This window comes from Sulfitobacter sp. AS59, from assembly GCF_038899995.1.
Classification (GTDB): domain Bacteria; phylum Pseudomonadota; class Alphaproteobacteria; order Rhodobacterales; family Rhodobacteraceae; genus Sulfitobacter.
Genome location: NZ_JBBMQK010000003.1, coordinates 387,968 through 408,631, shown reverse-complemented (window position 1 = coordinate 408,631; position 20,664 = coordinate 387,968). Strand labels below are relative to the sequence as shown.

Annotated in this window: 19 protein-coding genes; 9 read left to right on the top strand and 10 right to left on the bottom strand. The window is 59.2% G+C overall.

The window, feature by feature from the left end:
- Window positions 1-55: 55 nt before the first annotated feature.
- The 7 genes from WNY39_RS09430 to WNY39_RS09400 form a co-directional block, all read right to left on the bottom strand.
- Entirely contained in the window at window positions 56-523 is a 468-nt protein-coding gene (locus WNY39_RS09430) for a cytochrome C (RefSeq protein WP_342845291.1), read from the bottom strand.
- Window positions 524-599: 76 nt separating this feature from the next.
- On the bottom strand, window positions 600-1,247 hold the full coding sequence (maiA, locus tag WNY39_RS09425) for a maleylacetoacetate isomerase (RefSeq protein ID WP_342845290.1): 648 nt from the start codon (window positions 1,245-1,247) through the stop codon (window positions 600-602).
- The gene (locus tag WNY39_RS09420) at window positions 1,244-1,948 is read right to left on the bottom strand and encodes a fumarylacetoacetate hydrolase family protein (protein WP_342845289.1); all 705 of its coding nucleotides are present in this window, start codon (window positions 1,946-1,948) and stop codon (window positions 1,244-1,246) included. Before WNY39_RS09420 ends, maiA begins: the two co-directional genes overlap by 4 nt.
- Before the next feature lie 70 nt (window positions 1,949-2,018).
- The gene (locus tag WNY39_RS09415; protein ID WP_342845288.1) at window positions 2,019-4,265 is read right to left on the bottom strand and encodes a heavy metal translocating P-type ATPase; all 2,247 of its coding nucleotides are present in this window, start codon (window positions 4,263-4,265) and stop codon (window positions 2,019-2,021) included.
- A 168-nt stretch (window positions 4,266-4,433) separates the two neighbouring features.
- Window positions 4,434-5,927, bottom strand: a complete 1,494-nt coding sequence (locus WNY39_RS09410) for a heme biosynthesis HemY N-terminal domain-containing protein (RefSeq protein WP_342845287.1) — start codon at window positions 5,925-5,927, stop codon at window positions 4,434-4,436.
- Window positions 5,928-5,937: 10 nt separating this feature from the next.
- Window positions 5,938-7,266, bottom strand: coding sequence for a hypothetical protein (locus tag WNY39_RS09405; RefSeq protein ID WP_342845286.1), 1,329 nt, complete (start codon window positions 7,264-7,266; stop codon window positions 5,938-5,940).
- Between the two features lie 73 nt (window positions 7,267-7,339).
- The gene (locus WNY39_RS09400; RefSeq protein ID WP_342845285.1) at window positions 7,340-8,044 is read right to left on the bottom strand and encodes a uroporphyrinogen-III synthase; all 705 of its coding nucleotides are present in this window, start codon (window positions 8,042-8,044) and stop codon (window positions 7,340-7,342) included.
- 80 nt (window positions 8,045-8,124) lie between these two features.
- On the opposite strand from WNY39_RS09400, the gene tsaD reads away from it, so the two are divergent.
- The 4 genes from tsaD to WNY39_RS09380 are packed head-to-tail and all read left to right on the top strand — an operon-like array spanning window position 8,125 to window position 10,853.
- Window positions 8,125-9,210, top strand: coding sequence for a tRNA (adenosine(37)-N6)-threonylcarbamoyltransferase complex transferase subunit TsaD (tsaD, locus tag WNY39_RS09395; protein WP_342845284.1), 1,086 nt, complete (start codon window positions 8,125-8,127; stop codon window positions 9,208-9,210).
- Window positions 9,207-10,160, top strand: a complete 954-nt coding sequence (locus tag WNY39_RS09390) for an NAD(P)H-dependent glycerol-3-phosphate dehydrogenase (RefSeq protein ID WP_342845283.1) — start codon at window positions 9,207-9,209, stop codon at window positions 10,158-10,160. Before tsaD ends, WNY39_RS09390 begins: the two co-directional genes overlap by 4 nt.
- A gap of 1 nt (window position 10,161) precedes the next feature.
- Entirely contained in the window at window positions 10,162-10,434 is a 273-nt protein-coding gene (locus WNY39_RS09385) for a YciI family protein (RefSeq protein ID WP_342845282.1), read from the top strand.
- Window positions 10,434-10,853: an EVE domain-containing protein gene (locus WNY39_RS09380; protein WP_342845281.1), complete on the top strand. Its 420-nt coding sequence runs from the start codon at window positions 10,434-10,436 to the stop codon at window positions 10,851-10,853. The genes WNY39_RS09385 and WNY39_RS09380 overlap by 1 nt, the downstream gene beginning before the upstream one ends.
- A 251-nt stretch (window positions 10,854-11,104) precedes the next feature.
- Here WNY39_RS09380 and WNY39_RS09375 read toward each other — a convergent pair whose 3' ends face one another.
- The gene (locus tag WNY39_RS09375; RefSeq protein WP_342845280.1) at window positions 11,105-11,446 is read right to left on the bottom strand and encodes a DUF2853 family protein; all 342 of its coding nucleotides are present in this window, start codon (window positions 11,444-11,446) and stop codon (window positions 11,105-11,107) included.
- A 211-nt stretch (window positions 11,447-11,657) separates the two neighbouring features.
- Here WNY39_RS09375 and WNY39_RS09370 point away from each other — a divergent pair, with 211 nt between their 5' ends.
- Window positions 11,658-13,010, top strand: coding sequence for a cytochrome c peroxidase (locus WNY39_RS09370; protein WP_342845403.1), 1,353 nt, complete (start codon window positions 11,658-11,660; stop codon window positions 13,008-13,010).
- Here WNY39_RS09370 and WNY39_RS09365 read toward each other — a convergent pair.
- Both WNY39_RS09365 and WNY39_RS09360 read right to left on the bottom strand, forming a co-directional pair.
- Complete coding sequence (locus tag WNY39_RS09365; RefSeq protein ID WP_342845279.1) at window positions 13,007-14,521, bottom strand: CRTAC1 family protein; 1,515 nt, start codon at window positions 14,519-14,521, stop codon at window positions 13,007-13,009. The two genes, WNY39_RS09370 and WNY39_RS09365, sit on opposite strands and share 4 nt — an antisense overlap.
- Complete coding sequence (locus WNY39_RS09360; RefSeq protein WP_342845278.1) at window positions 14,518-15,717, bottom strand: ROK family protein; 1,200 nt, start codon at window positions 15,715-15,717, stop codon at window positions 14,518-14,520. The genes WNY39_RS09365 and WNY39_RS09360 overlap by 4 nt, the downstream gene beginning before the upstream one ends.
- A gap of 280 nt (window positions 15,718-15,997) precedes the next feature.
- Between WNY39_RS09360 and xylF the strand changes: the two genes are divergently transcribed.
- The 4 genes from xylF to xylB all read left to right on the top strand — a co-directional run bounded on the left by xylF (window position 15,998) and on the right by xylB (window position 20,657).
- A complete protein-coding gene (gene xylF / locus WNY39_RS09355; RefSeq protein ID WP_341232841.1) occupies window positions 15,998-17,020 on the top strand; it encodes a D-xylose ABC transporter substrate-binding protein in 1,023 nt (340 codons plus the stop codon).
- A gap of 124 nt (window positions 17,021-17,144) precedes the next feature.
- The gene (locus WNY39_RS09350; protein WP_341232840.1) at window positions 17,145-18,458 is read left to right on the top strand and encodes a sugar ABC transporter permease; all 1,314 of its coding nucleotides are present in this window, start codon (window positions 17,145-17,147) and stop codon (window positions 18,456-18,458) included.
- Entirely contained in the window at window positions 18,455-19,201 is a 747-nt protein-coding gene (locus tag WNY39_RS09345; protein ID WP_342845277.1) for an ATP-binding cassette domain-containing protein, read from the top strand. The genes WNY39_RS09350 and WNY39_RS09345 overlap by 4 nt, the downstream gene beginning before the upstream one ends.
- 22 nt (window positions 19,202-19,223) lie before the next feature.
- Window positions 19,224-20,657: a xylulokinase gene (gene xylB / locus WNY39_RS09340; protein ID WP_342845276.1), complete on the top strand. Its 1,434-nt coding sequence runs from the start codon at window positions 19,224-19,226 to the stop codon at window positions 20,655-20,657.
- The last annotated feature ends 7 nt before the right edge of the window (window positions 20,658-20,664 follow it).

The window sequence follows — 20,664 nt, the reverse complement described above, 5'->3', positions numbered from 1 at the left end:
AAAAAGCCCGCCCAAGTTTTCCACCGGGCGGGCTTTTTCTACATGTTAGGGTCGATTATTCGGTTGCAGGCACTTCTTCTTCGCTCATGTCTTCGACCGCTGCGGGGGACACGCTTGCCAGATAGGCCGCGACGTCTTCGCCACCCTTACGCAGCTTGAACGACATCTTGGATTTGGCTTTGCTGTCATCCAGTGTTTCGCGCAGGAAATCGACAGGGTTGGTCATATAGGCGGCCAGGGTTGCTTCGTCCCAGATCAGGCCATTTTCGCCTGCTTCAACCAGCGATTTACCGTATTTAAAACCTTCAGCGGATCCCGCTTGACGCCCGACGACGTTGAAAAGGTTTGGGCCGGTTTTGCCGCCTTTTTGGATGACTTCGCCCGCATCATCCACAATCGCATGGCACGCCTTGCATTTGCGAAAGTTTTTTTCACCGGCGGCGATATCGCCCGCGCTGTGACTATCTGCAAAAACCGGTGCGGCAAAGGCAGTTGCGATAAGTGCTGTATAGATCAATTTCATCAGTAATCTCCCTAGAAACCTATACGATCTAGATAGCGCGGGGTGACACTAGTCAACATCGACAGGTCGGCGAGTTCTAGCTGGCGTCGGGCTGAAATTCAGGTGCTGCATCCCTTAGCGCAGGGATCGCCAAACAGTTTTCGTGGATGCGCCGGATCGTCGGATAGGGGGTCATATCCACATCAAACCGTGCGTTATTGATGACCTGAGCATAAAGGCACAGATCGGCTAATCCCACCTTGTTTTTATGGCAAAAGTCACCTGTTTCAGGCTCGGATGACAGGCGATTTTCCAGCGCTTCCATGCCCGCGCTGGCCCATTTCCGAAACCACGCGGCCTTGCCGTTTGCGTCCGCGCCGAACTCGGTCTCGAGGTGTTTTAGGATGCGCAGATTGTTCACCGGATGGATGTCTAATGCGACAATATGCGCAAGGCTGCGGACCCGCGCACGGCCCCACGGATCGGCGGGCAGCAACGGTGGTTCGGGGTGCACCTCGTCCAGCCATTCGAGAATGGCAAGCGATTGCGGCAATGCGCCTTGCGGCGTCACCAACGTGGGCACCAACCCCGACGGGTTCAGCGCCAGATGCGCTGCGCTGGCCTGTTCGCCCTTGAGCAGGGACAGGGGGATATAATCAAACGCCAACCCCTTGAGGTTCAGCGCCGCCCGCACCCGAACCGAGGTTGAGCTGCGGAAATAGTTATGCAGCGCCAGATCGGTCATGCGCGCGGGCCGATTGTGACCTCAAGCGTTCCGATGCCGTCAACGCCGCCGGTGACCACATCGCCTGCGACGATTGCGCCAACGCCCGCAGGCGTGCCGGTCATGATGATATCGCCCGGTGCCAGCGTCATTGATCGCGACAGGATCGACACATGTTCACGTACGGACCAGATCAGATCGGCCAGATCGGCATCTTGTTTCGTCTCACCGTTCACCGCCAGCCAGATGCGCCCGGTTTCCACCGAGGGTACATCAGTAATCGGCACGATCGGTGCAATCGGGGCAGAGTGATCAAAGGCTTTGCCCCAATCCCACGGGCGGCCCATTTTCTTGGCCTCGTTTTGCAAATCGCGGCGGGTCAGGTCGATCCCGACCGAGGCCCCCCAAACATGATCCATCACGTCGTCTTCGGTGATATCGCTGCCGCCCTTGCCAATGGCGATGATCAATTCGATCTCGTAATGCAGGTTTTCGGTCAGCGGTGGATAGGGAACGGTGCAGGGCGTATCCAGCGCGGCATCGGCCGGTTTGGTAAAGAAAAACGGGGCCTCGCGCGTCGGGTCTTTGCCCATTTCAATCGCGTGAGCCTCGTAATTGCGCCCGACGCAAAAGATGCGCCTGACCGGAAACCGCGCGTCAGACCCCTTGATCGCCAGGCTTGCCTGTTTCGGGGGGGCGAATGCGTAAGTCTCAGAGGTCATGGGCGGATCCTTTTTAGCCGTTTAGGCCAAGGGATAGCGCCCAATTTTGCCGGCGTCATCTGATTAAGGATTAAACCTGCACTTTAATGCGCCGCAGCCGCAAGGCGTTGGTCAGCACGAAAACCGATGAAAACGCCATCGCCGACGCAGCAAGGATCGGTGACAATAAGATACCGAACAGCGGGTACAGCACGCCCGCCGCAACAGGGATCAGCGCCACGTTGTATCCAAAGGCCCAGAATAGGTTCTGACGGATGTTGCGCAGGGTTTCCTGCGACACTGCAATGGCGCTGTTCACCCCTGTCAAACTGCCCGACATCAGCACCACATCAGCCGATTCAATGGCCACATCCGTGCCGGTGCCAATCGCAATCCCCACATCAGCATGGGCCAAGGCAGGCGCATCATTGATCCCGTCACCGACAAAAGCGATGTGACTATCCTGCCCGCGCAACTGGTCCAACGCGGCGATTTTGCCATCGGGCAAAACCCCTGCGACCACATGGTCGATCCCCAAGCGCGCCGCGACGCTTTGCGCTGTTTTGGGATCATCGCCCGTGATCATCGCAACCTTGATCCCACGATCATGCAATGCCTCTATCGCGGCTTTGCTGTCAGGTTTGATCGGGTCAGATATTGCGATCAAACCGGCCATTTTCCCCGCGATAGAGACATAAAATACCGTTTCACCCTGTTCCGCGCGGGTATCAAATTCGCTCGCGAACTCGGATGTATCAACCTTTAACCCCTCCATCAGCCGGGCATTGCCGATGTGAATTTCCTGCCCGTTCACCGATGCGGTGACGCCTTGACCATTGATGGCCTGAAACCCCGTGGCCTCCGGTAGGGTCATGTTCTTGGCTGCAGCGGTAATCGCGCTGGCAATCGGGTGTTCTGATTGCGTTTCCACGGCAGCGACCTGTGCCAACAGGCTGTCACGCGACCGGCCCGATGCGGGGATCAATGCGGTCAGCGCCGGGCGTCCTTGGGTCAGCGTGCCGGTTTTATCAAAGGCCACGATATCAACACTGCCAAGCCCCTGCAAAGCGTCGCCTTTGCGGAACAACACGCCCAGTTCAGCGGCGCGGCCTGTGCCCACCATGATCGATGTCGGCGTCGCCAGACCCATCGCGCAAGGGCAGGCGATGATCAGCACGGACACGCCCGCGACCAACGCATGCGACAGCACCGGCGACGGCCCGAATATTGCCCAAACCGCCACGGTCAGCAGCGCCACAACCAGAACAGCGGGCACAAACCAAAGCGTCACGCGGTCCACCAGCCCTTGGATAGGCAACCGCGCGCCTTGGGCCTGCTGCACCATCCGAATGATCTGCGCGAGGGTCGTATCGTCGCCCACCGAGGTCACCCGACAGGTCAGGCTGCCGGTGCCATTAACCGTGCCGCCTGTGACCGGGTCGCCCGCCGTTTTGCGCAGCGGCATGGGTTCGCCGGTGATCATGCTTTCGTCGATACCGGATTCACCGCTGATGATCGTGGCGTCGGTTGGCAGCCGTTCGCCCGGACGGATCAGGATTTCATCCCCAACGGCAAGATCCACGATATCAACGTCGACCCAGTCAGCCCCGCGTTTGACCCGCGCGGTGTTGGGTTGCAGCCCCATCAATTTCTGGATCGCCGCCCCCGTGCGCCCCTTTGCCCGCGCCTCAAGCCAGCGGCCCAGCAGGATCAACGCGATGATTGCGGCTGCGGCCTCAAAATACACCTCGCGGGCGATGGCGGGCAAAAGTTGCGGCAGGAACAGCGCGACGGTTGAATAGGTAAACGCCGCACCAGTGCCCAAGGCGACGAGACTGTTCATATCAGGCGCACCGCGCAACAGCGCAGGGATGCCAACCGTATAAAACTTGCGTCCCGGCCCAAGGATCAGCACCGCCGTCAGCACAAACTGGATCAGCCAGCTGCCCTGTTGCCCGATGGTGCTGGCAATCAGCATATGCATCGCGTGGAACATATGCGCGCCCATGGCCAACACGACCACAGGCAGCGCCAAAGCGGCTGCGAAATAGAAGGCGCGCGCGCCTTCGGCTGCCTCTTCACGCCGCTTTACGGCTTGGTTCTTGGTGGTGTCTTTGGTGGCCGCCGTGGCGGGATAGCCAATGTCGCTGGTCGCTTTGGTCAGCGCGTCGATCTGCAAGGCACCTTGCGGATAAGTCACCATCGCCGTGTCACTCGCCAGATTAACGCTGACCTCGGTCACGCCGGGCACCGACCGCAACGCCTTTTCAACACGTGCGGCACAGCCGCCGCAGGTCATTCCATTGATCGAAAGGGTTTGTGTTTGATCCAGCGCCATAACGTGCATCCTAAATCTGGTGTACCACACCCATATAAGATGCCGGATACAAAGTTGAACAGTGGGTAACGCACATCGTGAGGACACCCCAATAAAAAACCGGCGTCAGCGGATTAGCCCACGCCGGTATTATTCACTGGATCTGAACCGATATTTCTCAAAGACGGATCAAGGTTCTTTCGTATCGCCAGGCCTGCTGTCATCAGGATCATCGATCAATTCGGCGTCTTCAATGTCAGACCGGGTCGCGACAGGCGGTTTGGCATCTGCGCCGGACTTATCCTCTATACCGCCCACAATCAGCGGCAGCATTTGCAGCCCGCCGGGCATTGCGACTTCGGATAGGGGCGGAGTTTTCCACGCCAAAGTATCAAAGCTGTGGCAATTTTCGCAGGTCGGGGCCCATGCCGCGTGAATATGCTGGCAATTCTCGCAAATCCATTGCGGGCCGCGCGACACGGTCAGCGCCCGGGCCAGCCAGCCTTTGACGATGGTGTCAGATGCGCCTTCGCCCCGTTCAATCGCCGCCATCAGTGTGACAGACCGCGCGGTGGGGTCGGTTTCCACCAGATCGCCCAAGGACCGCCGCGCTTGCGGGAAATCCTCGTTTGCGATGTTCAGCTCGGCCAGCAGCATCTTGGTTTCCGGATGATCCGGCTGCAACTTGGTCAGGGTGGTGAACCGCTTCAACCGCTCGCTGGGGCTTTCGTCCGGTGCGATGGCGGCAAAGGCGGCGGCCAGATCGGGATGCGGGTGAACGGCCCATGCTTTTTTCAGCAGCCGCGTGGCGTATTTTGGTTTGCCTTCGTCGATAAACCCATGCGCGGCCATCACGGCGGCAGGGATCAGATCGGGCGACAGGCGGTTCGCCTCGATCGCGGCTTCGCGCGCTTCGATGCTGTTGCCATGGGCGAACACGTCTTTTGCCTCGGACAGGGCCAGAACCGCGTCGCGACGCTTGTGCACATCACGGGGCAGTTGCCCGTTTTTCAGCTTGGTGTTCAGGGTGTCGCGGGCCCCCTTCCAATCTTCTTTTTCGGCCTGAAGCTTTAGCAACACATCGCCCGTCTCTTCGTGCTTGGGCTTTAGGGCAAAGGCCTTTTGCGCCAATTTAAGCGCCGTATCCGTATCCCCATCGGCCAGCTTTTGCTTCATGATGCCACGCACGCCGACAAAACGTGTCGCGTCATTTTCCACCATCTTGCGATAGGATTCTTCGGCCAGACGGCGGTCGCCAGCCATCTCGGCGGCCTGCGCGATCAACAGGTTGGTCAGTTCCGGCTTTTCCAGATATTTCTCGGCCTTGGCTGCCTTGCTGAGCGCGACATGCCCTTCGCCGCTGGCCAACGCCATCAACCCTTGGGACAGCGCCTCGTAGCCTTTTCTTTCGCGGTTGCGGTCAAAATAGCGCGACATCGCTGTTTCATCACCATTCAGGAAATGCCAGGTCGCCACCAAAAGCGCGATGATCTTGAGCAATAGCCAAACCGCAACCACCAGCAAAATAACCGCAATGACAGATTGCAGCGGGCCAAAGCTGTATTCGGTGCCCATGACAGTGACCTGCAACCCGCCCGTGCTTTCCATAAGAAAGCCAGCGCCCCATGCCAGCGCAGCAATCGCGACAACGAACAGAACGATCTTAATCAGTGACCAAAGCATATTAGGTTCCTTAGTTTGCCGTCAGGCGCTGCGACAGGGTATCAAGGGCATCTTGCGCAGCTTGGCGGGTTTGCGCATCCGCAATCCAGTCGGCAAGGGGTGCTTTTGCGCCATCGGGTAATGCGTCAACCTCGGTCAATGCCTCGGCCAGCTGACCGCGGCGCATTGCGTCTTCGACCCGTGACAAGATCGCATCGGGGTCATCGCCCGCACGTGGGGTCACAGACCGCGCCCCAAGCTGGTTTTTCAGGAATTGCCCCAACCCACCGCCGGTACCTGCGGGCGCATCTGCGCGCACGGCAGTTAATGCGTCACGCGCCGCATCTGGAAACCGGTCCTGCAAATTAGTCATGGTGACAACACCGGTTTCAGCGGCATCGGTCAATGCTGGGGGGACGTCTTGAACGCCATTGGCCTGCAAATCGGCAATCTCGGCGGCAAAGGGCTGGCCGGTGCTTACTGCTGCAACGATCCGTGCAAGGGCGGTTTGCGCCGCCGCAGATTGCGCCGCTTGCTCCGTGGCTTCTTCAACGCTTAGGGCATCCTCCAGCATTTTCTGGATTTCTGCCCGTTGGATTTCAACGGATGTTTTCAACGCCGCCAAATCCGCCTCAAGCCCTGAGGTATCAAGCTGCGAAGCCTCGCCCGCAACAGGTGCGGGGCGGTTTGCGATTTCATCGACACGGGCAGTCAGATCGGCAATCGCGGAATCAATGGCGCTGGTATCGGGCGCTGGCTCGGCGGTCGATTGCTCAAGCGTTGCGATACGCCCCTCTAGCGCGGCAAGGTCCTGCACCAGCGGGGTTTGCGTATCTGTTTCACCGCGCAATCCTAACAGGTCCATCTCTGCCGCGGCAAAACCGATCCCGCCCGCAACAAGTCCGCCCAACATCAATGGGAAAAACACGCTGGCCCGCTTTTCTGGCGCAGCTTTGACCGCATCGGGGCTGGATGGTGTGGCAGGTGCCGCAGCTTTTGCCGCCGCAGGTGTTTTCTCGGCCTTTGACTCGGTCGTAGCTGTTTCGGCCTTGATCACCGTTTGCTCGCGCTCCGCAGGTTTCGGGCTGTCCGCCTTGGGCGCATCAACTTTTTCGGCAGGTTTTGCCACGGTCGACGTCTTGGCCGCTCCCGTCGAAGCAGCCTTTGCCGTCGAGGGGGTGGATGCCGTGCTAGACGATGGTGCAGGTGCTTTATCAGCGTCGGTCTTTACCGTCGGCTTGGCCGTTTTCGCCGTCGTTTTACCGGCGGTTTTTGGCTTGGCTGCGGCGGTGGAGGCGCGCGAAGTTGGGTTTTCCGCAGGTTTCTCCCCGCCCGTACTCGGAGTGTTCGCTTTCGCCACGCTTGGCACCTTTCCGATTCTCGTTAATTGTCAGGCAGTATTACACAACCTTAGACAGCATTTGGGTTGGTCTTCAAGATAACGTGGCCCAATCCAGAGCAGTTTCAAGTGCATCATACATGGATGCGCTGTTGGGCGCGTCAGCCACTATCAATTTCCTTGCGCCGCAAGATGCAAGAGGTTTCGCAACGGCATCGCTAAGCGCGATGATAACGAGGTTTTCAACGTTTGTGCAAAAGGTTGCGAAATGCGCCGCTGTCCGGGGCGAGAAAATAGGTACAATGCAAGGCGCTTTCGCGGTTATCGCCTGTTGCGCGGCGGGGGATAGCGGCAAAAGCTGTTGATCGTAAACCGCGATGGCATCAGTCTGAACGCCCGCCTCTGACAGCCGCGTCGCGATATCCCCACGCTGATGCACACCGCTGATATGGACCAAGGGGCCTTGGGGCGGCGTATTCGCCAGCTCTTTAATCAACTCTTCTGCATTTTGTCCCGAAACACTGGCGTTCCAGCCATTTTTCCGCGCGGCATGGGCCGTGCGTTCGCCCACACAATAGGCAACGCGCCCCGCCCCCGGCGGGGCATATGCCACACCATTGGCCGAGGTGAAGATCGCCCCGCGATAGCCCGCCATATCCACCACGGCCCCTGTCGGCGCGATTTCCAGCAGCGGACTGACTACAACCGACAGCTTTGCCCGCACATCAGGCTTCATCCCGTCAATGAACCGCTCGGAATCCGGGGCAGGTCGGGTCATGATCAGCACAGGCAGCGACATTCGGCAGCAGCACCCCAAGGATTGTTCCGTCTGTCCCAAGGTGTTACTTGGCCAAGGTCACCCTTGCAACGGAAACGGCCATGATTGTTCTAGGATTAGAAAGCAGCTGCGACGATACCGCTGCCGCCATCGTGCGCCATCAACCCGGCGCAGATGGGGTTGTTTTATCGTCCGTTGTGGTCGGGCAAACCGATCTGCACGCAGCTTTTGGCGGTGTCGTCCCTGAAATTGCCGCCCGCGCCCACGCGGAAAAGCTGGACCTTTGCGTTGAACAAGCGCTGGAGAATGCGGCTCTAACACTGGGTGAAATCGATGTGATCGCAGTGACCTCCGGGCCGGGTCTGATCGGCGGAGTACTATCTGGCGTCATGTGCGCCAAGGGACTGTCGGCCGCGACGGGCAAACCGCTGTACGGCGTTAACCATCTGGCAGGTCACGCGCTTACGCCGCGCCTGACCGATAATGTGCCCTATCCCTATCTCATGCTTTTGGTGTCGGGCGGGCATTGCCAATTTCTGCTGGTGCATGGGGCTGACAGGTTTGAACGGCTGGGCGGCACCATCGACGATGCCCCGGGAGAGGCATTCGACAAGGTCGCGCGCCTGATTTCCCTGCCCCAACCCGGTGGCCCCGCAATTGAAAAGGCCGCTTTGAACGGCGATCCGAAACGCTTTGCCCTGCCGCGCCCGTTGCTGGATCGGCCCGATTGCGACATGTCGTTCTCGGGCTTGAAAACCGCCGTGCTGCGCGCCCGTGATAAGGTGATTGCTGAAAAGGGAGGCCTGACCGTTCAGGATCAGGCCGACCTTGCCGCCGGATTTCAAGCCGCCGTTGTGGATGTATTGGCCGAAAAGACACGGCGCGCCATGGCGATTTATATGGAACACGCCCCCGCTGACCCCGCTCTGTGCGTCGCGGGCGGTGTTGCCGCGAACACAGCCATTCGCCACGGGTTAGAGACTGTTTCAGCTAAGAACAACGCGCGTTTCATCGCGCCGCCCCTTGCGCTGTGTACGGATAACGCTGCCATGATCGCCTATGCCGCGGCAGAGCAAAGCAGCCTGCGTGACCCCGACGATCTGACGCTTTCTGCCCGCCCCCGTTGGCCGCTGGATATCAATCAACCCTCAATGTTGGGCAGCGGCAAAAAAGGGGCCAAGGCATGAGCATCGCGGTTCTTGGCGCTGGCGCATTCGGCACCGCGCTGGCCATTTCGCTGGCGCATAAAGGGCCTGTTTCGCTGTGGGCGCGTGACAGCGGCGGCATGGCGCAAACGCGCGAAAACACGAAGCGATTGCCGGGCTGCCCGTTTCCCGACCAGCTGTTTGTGACCGAATCCATCGCAGATGCCGCAAAGGCGGACATTATTTTGGTCGCCGTGCCCATGCAAAAGCTGCGGGGGTTTTTGACCCAGAACGCCGGTTTTCTGGATGGCAAAAATATCGTCGCCTGCTGCAAAGGGATCGAACTGGAAACCGGCCTTGGCCCCATCGCCGTGATCCGCGAAACGCTGGCGGATGCGGTGCCCGCCATTCTGACCGGTCCCAGCTTTGGCGCGGATATCGCACGCGGCTTGCCGACGGCACTAACGCTGGCATGTGAAAACGCCGACGTGGGCAAAACGCTGCAATCCGCGCTGACAACAGAAAACCTGCGCCTGTATCGAACCACCGATACAATCGGCGCTGAACTGGGCGGTGCGTTAAAGAATGTGGTCGCAATTGCCTGCGGTGCCGTGATGGGTGCCGGTTTGGGCGAAAGCGCACGCGCCGCTTTGCTGACCCGTGGATTTGCGGAAATGCAGCGGCTGGCCAAGCATCTAAAGGCCCGGCCTGAAACCTTGTCCGGGCTGTCCGGCTTTGGCGATCTGGTACTGACCTGCACCTCCGCCCAATCGCGCAACTATCGACTTGGCCTCGCCTTTGGGGAAAACCAGCCCTTCGACAGCACCACAACTGTCGAAGGGGCAGCCACCGCCCGCGCTGTTGATGCGCTTGCCCGGGAACAGGGCCTTGATCTGCCAATCACTGCGGCCGTTGCAGGGTTGGTCGAGAACCGATTAGATGTGCCCAGCGCTATGAAATCGCTTTTGACCCGTCCGCTAAAGGAGGAATAATATGCTCGTTGCCCTATTTGCCCATGACAAACCCGGCGCATTGCCTGTGCGTCAGGAAAACCGCCCCGCCCATGTCGATTACCTGAAATCAACCGGCTGCGTTGCACAAGCGGGCCCGTTGCTGGATGCCGACGGGCAAATGTGCGGATCACTGGTGATTTTGGACGTCGCCGATATGGCCGCCGCGCGAAGCTGGGCGGATAATGACCCCTATGCCAAGGCCGGCCTGTTTGCAGATGTGCAACTGGTTGCGTGGAACAGGGTCATCGGCTGATGGCGTATTGGTTGTTCAAATCCGAACCCTCGACATGGGGCTGGGATGATCAGGTTGCCAAAGGGGATGCGGGCGAGGAATGGGACGGCGTGCGCAATTATCAGGCCCGCAATTTCATGCGCGATATGGCGATCGGCGACCGTGGGTTTTTCTATCATTCGCAGGGTGAGCGCGCCATCGTCGGCATTGTTGAGGTTTGCGCCGAGGCCCATCAGGACAGTTCAACCGACGATCCGCGTTGGACCTGCGTCGATATCAAGGCCGTACGTCCGTTTAAAAACCCGGTCACGCTGGACCAGATTAAGGGTGATGGCAGGTTTGACGATATGCTCTTGGTCAAAAGCCCGCGATTGTCGGTGCAGCCTGTCACAGACCAACAATGGCAACAGATTTGCGCCATGGGCGATACCGAAGCGTAACTTACTGGGTGTCTGAAATGTAAAAAGGGTTCCGGCGCAGTGCCAGAACCCTTTCTCACCCCACGCGTTCCCCGAAAGGCCACCTCGCGTGTATCGAAATATGTTCTGGCCATCCTGGCCGACTTGTATGTGGTACCCCCCCGAACGGTTCAGCGCAAGAATCTAGTGTTTCAAAGGGGATGTAATAAAGAAACGCCCAATTAACCAATTGGGCGCTCCTGTCTCGGGTTCACTTTGAAAGGGCGCGCGGCTTAGCCGTACACAGCCTCTTTGCCGAAATGTTTGGTCAGCATGTAATAGATCACGGCGCGGTATTTGTTGCGCTCGGATTTGCCGTAGATATCGATTACTTTATGGATCGCTTCCATCAGCTCGGGGCCGTCGGCCATGCCCAGCTTTTTCATCAGAAAGTTCTGTTTAACCAGCTCAAGTTCGCTTTCCTGGCTGGCCGCGACGGTCTGTGCATCCGCGTTGTAAATCGCTGGCCCGCAACCGATTGTCACCTTGGTCAGCAACGGCATATCAGGTGTCATGCCACATTTGTTTGTCAGATCATCCGCGTATTTCGCGATCCATTCGTCTCTCTTACCCATTACTTAGCTCCATGCTTGTCCTTGACCGTTCATTGCGGCCTCGCGCTAGACCCTAGTCAGAATTTTGCTTTGGCAAAAGTTATTTATGTTCCCTTGGGCCGGGACCACGTTAACCAATTCTTAACAACTATCGGTTTGCAGAGTGAAACATGACCGCGAAGGGGGCGCAGATCACCTTGTTGACGGAAAGAAACTGCGCAATGCTGGCCGCATGGTTTTGTTTCGCCCCTCAGCTTTCATCCTTATCGCCAGCGCCCTTGGTGCCTTTGCGGGGCCGTTGCCTGATCCGGTTCCGGCATCGGCCTACGCCCCTGTAAACATGGACGAAGCATTGCTGGGCCAGTTGCTGTTTTACGACCCAATTCTGTCGGGCAACAAAAACATCGCCTGCGCGACCTGCCACCACCCGAAATTTGCCACCAGCGACGGGGTATCGCTGGGCATCGGCGAAGGCGGCATTGGGCTGGGGCCAGCACGGCGCGGTGACCCGAACAACATCCCCCCCGACCGGATTCCGCGCAATTCGCCCGCGTTGTTTAACCTTGGTGCGGCTGAGTTTACGGTCATGTTCCACGATGGCCGGATCGAGGTTGATGATACCACGCCCTCCGGCTTTCGGACGCCGCTGGATGACGACATGCTAGACGGGTTTGCCTCGCTTTTGTCAGCGCAGACCATGTTTCCCGTTCTCAGCCCCGATGAAATGGCTGGCCAAGAGCTTGAGAATGACGTGTCCAAAGCCGTGCGTCAGGGGTTGATCACGGGCGACGGCGGCGCGTGGAGTATTTTGGCGCGCAGGGTTGCCGCCCTTCCCGACTATGCCCAACAATTTCAGGCAGTGTATGACCATATCGACAGCCCGGATCAGATAGCCTTTACCGATATCTCGAACGCGATTGCGGTGTTTGTTGCGCATGAATGGCGGTCGGACACATCGGTATTTGATGCCTATCTACAAGATCCCGAAACGGCCTATCCGGTGGATGCAGCCCGCGGAATGACCCTGTTCTATGGCGACGCAGGATGCAGCAGCTGTCACAGCGGGCCATTCCAGACGGATCACAGCTTTCACCCCATGGGCGCGCCCCAGCTTGGCCCCGGCAAGGCCGCCGTGTTCGAAAATCATGCGCATGATCTGGGCCGGAACCGGGTAACCGGCGATCCGGCGGATGATTTTGCGTTTCGCACACCGTCTTTGCGCAATGTCATGCAGACCGGGCCATGGGGCCATGCCGGTGCCCATAGCAAGATTGATGAGTTCATTCGTGATCACCTTGATCCGGTAGCTGCAGCTGATCGGTTTGGCCCTGATGCAGAGGCGCGTAAAACCGTGCAACTTCCCCCGCTTAAGTCGGATGATTGGCGCGAGATGGATGATCCAATCGCACGTGATCGCATCGTTCAGGCCGCGCTGACCCGCGCACCCGTTGCCCTTGATCCACCAGACATCGCGGCATTGGTGGCGTTCCTGAAAACCTTGGACGACAACACAGCGCTAAGCGGGCGGTTGGGCATTCCAGATGCCGTGCCCAGCGGTTTGGCGGTCGGCGGTGTCGCGAATTAATCGGCCTGGCGGATCGTCAGGGTTTCGCCCGCGTTCACGGTAAATCCGTCGCTTTGTGATCCGTCCGGCCAGCGCACCGTCACCTGCGCCTTATCCGCCTGCCCCAGCCCGAAATGCAGTGGCAGCGCAACGGCACCAGCATGCCCGCCGCCGATGGTAACCTGTTGGCTTTGCTGCATATCGCCCGCGCGGATGCTGACCCGCGCGCCGATGGCAAAGCGGTTGCCGCCTGCGCCCTGCACCTGCACCCATGCGGCATTGCCCGCACCCTGAGTGACATTGTGATACAGCCGCATCGGCGCACGGCGATTCACCACCACCAAATCAAGCAGGCCATCGCCGTCAAAATCGGCCAGCGCCGCCCCCCGCGACCGCGCAACATCGCCAATGCCTGCGCTTTCCCCCGCTTCGGTAAATTTGCCATCAGGCCCTTGGATCAACAGGTTATTGGGGTCGCGCATGGCCATGCCCGGCATCTGGTCGACGTTGCCCTTGGCGATAAACAAATCGGGCAGGGTATCGTTGTTCACGTCGCCAAAAGTGGCATGCCAGCCCGTCGATGGCCGCCCGTCACCCTTAAGATAAGGGTTATGCGCATAGGTTCCGATGTCGTAAGGCGCGTTCGCATATGTGCCGTCTGACTGGGCGATCTGCATCAGCTGATCCCCCATGGACGTCAACATCAGCTCGTCCCGGCCATCGCCGGTCAAATCACGACTGGCGATCCCCATGCCCCACAGGGAGACCGCCGGAAACCCGTCATCAGGGGTTAGAAAGCGGCGCTCAAGAATGTCCCACAGCTGCTCTGCCCCGCCGGTCAAATAGTAATGCCTGTCGTTCGAGATACGCAGCGACATCACCCCGCGCGCATCTTGGGCGGCCAGCATGGACAAGGTGCAATAGCCCGGTTCCAGCGTCATCGCGCGATAGCTTGGCGCATTTCCAGCAGATGGCGACAGGATGGTGTGGGTGTCGCAGGTGCCAAACGGCCCGTCGGGGTTTGTACGGTCCACATAGTGACCGACGGCGAGCGTAGGAAATTGCGCGCCCGCGTCCCACCACGCGGTAAAGGCGGTTGTCCATTGATCGGTTTGGGGGATGGCCCAGCGTTCGGTCACATCGGTAAAACTGCAATCAGGCCCGCCGCGCAGCACACGGTCAGGCCCGACACGCATCACGTATAGATCCAGGACCGCATCGCCATCGATATCAACGGGATAAGCCCCGGTCACGCCCGTTACATCGCCCAACGAAGGCAATGGCTGAAACGCGATTTCCCCTATGTCAGAGACGTTTTTAAGCAAGGTCATCGGCGACGCCCCACCAGCGGCCACGATGTCGGGCAACCCGTCGCCCGAGCAATCGAAGACCGACACGCCACCGCCGACGAAATGTTCCCACCCGCCGGTGTATTCGTGTTTTGGCACCCTGTCGGTGATGTCTTGAAAGACCGGATTGGCCTGCACCGATCCCGCCACGATGACACCGATCAGGGGCAACCAGCGGATCATGCCGCGTTTTCACCCAGCAAGGCATCGGTAACCTCGGACAGCGCCAGCGCCGCCGCACCTTTCGCCCAGACAGAGCCGCTCCACGCGTGGATATCCACGGGGGTGGGCGTGCGGCCAGCGGGCAGAATCATGCTGTTCATTTCCGCCAACATGTCGTCTGTGGTCAGATAATCATAGCGCATCCGCTCGCCGCTTAGGATTATCCGTTCGGGGTCGAACAGCTGCACAATATTCGCCAAGCCGACGCTTAAAAACCGCCCCGCCCGCCGAAAGATTGCCAGCGCGGCCTCGTTTCCGGCGTTCGCCTCTTCATACAGGGTTTCGATCATGGTCACGGCGGAACTGCTGGCCCTCGGGTCGCTGTCCAGCGCGGTTCCAGCTTCGCGGACAAGGGCGTAATCAGCGACATAGGCCTCAAGACAGCCGCGTTGGCCGCAGCGGCACAGCGCACCATCAAGCTGCACTTTGGTGTGCCCCAGCTCCATCCCCGGGCCAAGCGCACCACGGAACAGGCGGTTGTTCAGCACCAGCCCCATGCCGACGCCCCGTTCGATGGTCACGACAACAAAATTCGACGTCCCCCGACCGGCCCCGAACCACAGTTCGGCCAGTGTCAGCAGGTTGGTGTCATTGTCCAGCGACACGGGCAAATCCAGTTCCTGCGCCAGCTTTTCGCGCAGGGGAATATTGGTATCGGTCAGCACAGGCGACCATTGCACAATACCGGTCTGCGCATCCACAATGCCCGGCAAGCCGATGCCGATGGCGCTGATCGAATCATGGGTTTGACCGGCCTTTTGCAACAGCTTGCGGATCAGGGTCGACACTTCGGCCAGCACCTCGGTCGTGGTCTGGCGCAAGGCACCGCTGGCCAGATGCGCCTCGGCGATGACGGTCCCGGCAAGGTCCAGCAAGATCGCGGTATGGCGTTCGTCTGACAGCTTCATCCCGATGACAAAACGGCTGCAAGGTGCGACACGCAGGGCGATCGGCGGGCGGCCACGGCTGGGGCCGCGCTGGTTATCCTCGACCTCTTGCAGCAGGCCGCGCGTAATCAGATCAGATGTGATGGTGGTGACAGAGCCGGGGCTGATATCAAGGGTGCGCGCCACATCCATGCGGGGCATATGACCGGCCGCGCGCACCTGTTCGAACACCTGTTGGCGCAGGGGGCGTGTGTCGTCTTTCGACAGCATAAGCCGCGGTCCACAACCAAATGTGGCCGTTTCGCTCCTCTCAAGGCTGCCTTGCCTAATTAGTTCGCTGGCCAAACTTTATCCCCCCATCAGATCGTTCGATCTAATCACTTCTCCCTCGATCCCCCGAAATAGGCCTCATTTTGCCGATACCTGTCAAATTATTTGTCCGATTGTTAAAAATTTATTTTGACAACTGAATTAAAACGCGCAACCTCAGTACACGGAAAAAATCGATGCCGCTTAGGACATCGGAATCATTTCATCTGGGAGGAAAGAAATGCGTAAACTCTTTATGGCAGCGGCTGTCGCCACTGCCGGATTCACCCATGCCGCCACAGCGCAAGACATTACAGTCGGCGTAAGCTGGTCCAATTTCCAAGAAGAGCGCTGGAAAACTGACGAAGCTGCGATCAAAGCTGCTTTGGATGCTGCCGGTGCCAAATACGTCAGCTCTGACGCGCAGTCGTCCTCGGCCAAGCAATTGTCCGACGTGGAAAGCCTGATCGCCCAAGGCGTTGATGCCCTGATCATTCTGGCCCAAGACAGCCAAGCCATCGGCCCGGCCATCACAGCCGCCGCTGACGAAGGTATTCCGGTTGTCGGCTATGACCGCCTGATCGAAGACCCACGTGCGTTTTACCTGACATTCGACAACGTCGAAGTTGGCCGCATGCAGGCCCGCGCTGTTTACGAAGCCATGCCAAAAGGCAACTACGTCATGATCAAGGGGTCGCCCACCGATCCGAACGCCGATTTCCTGCGTGGCGGTCAACAAGAAGTGCTGCAAGCGGCGATTGACGCGGGCGACATCACCATCGTTGCCGAAGCGTATACAGATGGCTGGTTGCCTGCCAACGCGCAGCGCAACATGGAGCAAATCCTGACCGCACAGGACAACAAAGTTGACGCGGTTGTTGCATCCAACGACGGTACAGCTGGCGGTGTTGTTGCAGCCCTGACAGCTCAAGGCATGGAAGGCACACCCGTGTCTGGCCAAGACGGCGACCATGCTGCGCTGAACCGCGTTGCCAAGGGCACACAGACCGTTAGCGTTTGGAAAGACGCCCGCGATCTGGGTAAAAACGCTGCTGAAATCGCAGTTGCCCTTGCCGGTGGGACCGAAATGGGTGCCATTGACGGCGCGTCCGAATGGACATCACCCGGCGGCACAACATTGTCGGCCAAGTTCCTGGCACCTGTGCCGGTTACCCTCGACAACCTGAACGCTGTGCTTGACGCCGGCTGGATCACCAAGGAATCGCTTTGCCAAGGTGTTACAGACGTCGCCGCCTGCGAATAATCTAAGCTAACGCATCCCGGCATTGGCCGGGATGCACCCCCATTATCCTTTCAAGCGCGGGCCGTTCACCTACGGGTGCCCCCACCGCTGAAAGACACCGCATCCCAATCCGGAAGCCAATTACATGACAGACACATCGACACCCGGGACAGATACACATCCGTCACCGACTGCCCCCAAACGTTCGTTTCTAACGCAGCTTGAAATCGACACACGCCTGTTGGGCATGATCGGTGCCTTTGTGCTGGTGTGTCTGGTGTTCAACGTGCTGACCGATGGCCGGTTTTTGACACCGCGCAATATTTTTAACCTGACCATCCAAACCGTCAGTGTCGCCATTATGGCCACAGGCATGGTGTTTGTGATCGTCACCCGCCACATCGATCTGTCTGTGGGGGCCATGCTGGCGACATGCTCTGCCGCGATGGCCATGACGCAGACCGATATTTTGCCGAAAATGCTGGGGCTTGGCCTGGGTCATCCGCTGATCCCTTGGATCAGCATTGCCGTCGGTTTGCTGATCGGCACCATTATCGGCGCGCTTCAGGGCTGGCTGGTCGGCTATCTGACGATCCCCGCCTTTATCGTGACCCTGGGCGGCCTTTTGATCTGGCGCAACGTGGCGTGGTACATGACGGACGGCCAAACCATTGGCCCGCTTGATGAAACATTCCGCAAACTTGGCGGCATCAACGGCACGTTGGGTGAAACATGGTCTTGGGTCGTCGGGATTATCGCTGTGGTGCTGGCGCTTTGGGCGCTTTGGGCCGCGCGGCGCAACAAGATCGGGCATGGCTTTCCTGTCAAACCCGTCTGGGCCGAAGCCCTTGTCGGGCTGATCATCGCCGCGGGTATCCTTGGCTTTGTGGCGATCCTGAACGCGTATGAGGTGCCAACGGCCCGTCTGCTCCGTGAATTCAAGGCGCGCGGCGAGGTGATGCCAGACGGCTATGCCGCTGCATATGGCATTCCCTATTCCGTCTTGCTGCTGATCGCGATTGCAATTGCCATGACGGTGATGGCCAAACGCACACGGCTGGGGCGCTATATCTTTGCGACGGGCGGCAACCCTGATGCGGCCGAACTGTCCGGCATCAATACGCGCCTGCTGACGGTTAAGGTATTTGCCCTGATGGGTGCCTTAGTGGCGCTGTCTGCGGTTGTCGCATCGGCCCGCCTAACCAACCATTCAAACGACATCGGCACGCTGGATGAACTGCGCGTCATCGCCGCCGCTGTGATCGGTGGCACCGCCCTTGCTGGCGGGATCGGCACCATTCACGGCGCGATCTTGGGTGCGCTGATCATGCAGTCCCTGCAATCGGGCATGGCGATGGTTGGCGTCGACGCGCCGCTGCAAAACATCGTTGTGGGGGCTGTTCTGGTCCTCGCCGTCTGGATCGACATTGTCTATCGCCGCCGCACGGGAGGGAAATGATGACACCTTTAGTAGAGCTCAAGAATATCTCGCTGTCTTTTGGCGGTGTGCGTGCCGTCGATAACGTGTCGCTTGACCTGTATCCCGGCGAAGTTGTCGGCCTGCTGGGCCATAACGGCGCGGGCAAATCAACGCTGATCAAGATCCTTGCCGGTGCCTATCAAATGGACGAGGGCGAGATCTGGATCGAAGGCAAAAAGGCCAGCATTCATTCGCCCCGCGACGCCCGCCGTCACAACATCGAAACGATTTATCAAACGCTGGCGCTGGCCGACAACCTTGATGCGGCAAGCAACCTGTTTCTGGGGCGTGAATTAACCAATCGTTTCGGTCTGGTCGACGATGCCCAGATGGAGGCTGAGACCCGCAAGATCATGGCCCGTCTCAACCCCAATTTCAAAAAGATAAACGAGCCTGTTTCAGCGCTTTCCGGGGGTCAGCGACAATCGGTGGCGATTGCGCGTGCCGTATATTTCAACGCAAGAATCCTGATCATGGACGAACCCACAGCCGCCCTGGGCGTGCATGAAAGCAAGATGGTCGCGGACCTGATCAAAGAACTAAAGGCCCAAGGTTTGGGTATTTTCCTGATCAGCCACGACACCCGCGAAATGCTGGACCTGTGTGATCGAGTGTCGGTGATGAAAAACGGCACGTTAATCGGCACCGAAAAGGTGGGCGACGTGACCGAGGATGACATCCTGAGCATGATCATCATGGGCAAAGCGCGCGACGCTGCTTAGGCTCTGACAAAGGGGAAAACGCATGTTTTTGGGTCTTGATCTGGGCACCTCGGGCTTGAAGGCGCTGTTGGTCGACGCCGATGAAAACATCATCGCCGAGGCCAGCGCGCCCTTGCAAGTATCGCGCGCCCACGACGGGTGGAGCGAGCAAAACCCAGATGATTGGTTCACCGCCTGCGCGGCTGCAATCGCCGGTCTTGACGCCGATCTAAGTGCCGTTCAGGGCATCGGGCTAAGCGGGCACATGCATGGCGCGACCCTGCTTGACGCAAACGGCACCGCCCTGCGCCCCTGTATGTTGTGGAATGACACCCGCGCGGCGGTTGAGGCAGCTGAATTCGACGCCAATCCGGTCTGGCGGCAGGTGACGGGCAATATTGTGTTCCCCGGCTTTACCGCGCCCAAGGTCGAATGGGTCCGGCGGAATGAGCCCGAAATATTTGCCAAGATCGACAAGGTGCTGCTGCCCAAAGACGCCCTGCGGTTTTGGTTAACAGGCGATGCCGTATCCGAGATGTCGGACGCTGCGGGCACCAGCTGGCTGGATACCGGCGCGCGCGATTGGTCTGATGAATTGCTGGCGTTCTCAGGCCTATCACGGGCGCAAATGCCCCGGCTGGTCGAAGGGTCCGCCGTTTCTGGCACCCTAAGCGGGTCAATTGCCGCCAAACTTGGCCTGCCCGCGGGCATTCCCGTTGCGGGTGGCGGCGGGGATAACGCCGCCTCGGCCATCGGGATGGGTGTTGTGAAACCGGGGCAGGCCTTTGTGTCACTGGGCACCTCTGGCGTATTGTTCGCCGCCACGCCCAACTATGCCGCCGCCCCCGAAAGCGCCTTACACAGTTTTTGCCATGCCTTGCCCGGGCTTTGGCACCAGATGGGGGTGATCCTGTCTGCGACCGACGCGCTGAATTGGCTGGCAGGTGTGTTGCAAGAAGACGCGCAATCGCTGACCGGTGATCTGGGGCAACTACAGGCCCCCAGCCGGACGATTTTCATGCCTTATCTGGGCGGCGAACGTACCCCACATAACGATGCGCAAATCCGCGCGGGTTTCCTGCATCTTGGCCACGCAACCGACCGCGCCGCGATGGTCCGAGCGGTTCTAGAAGGCGTCACTCACGCCCTGCGCGATAGTTTCGACGCCATGGCGATGACCGGCACCAAAATCGACAGCCTGATCGCCGTCGGCGGCGGATCAAAGTCCGAATATTGGCTTCAGGCCATCGCAACATCGCTGAATATGCCCATCCAACTGCCTGCCGCTGGCGACTTTGGTGCCGCATTAGGTGCCGCGCGTCTTGGCCGCATGGCAGCGACTGGCGCAGGCGCCGAGATTGCCGTACCGCCCCCGATTTCCCGCGTAATAGAGCCTGATTCAAAGCTGGTCCCCGCCTTTGCAGAGGCCCACGCCCGCTATTCCGAGACATACCGCGCAATCAAATCTTTGCGCTGACCTAGAG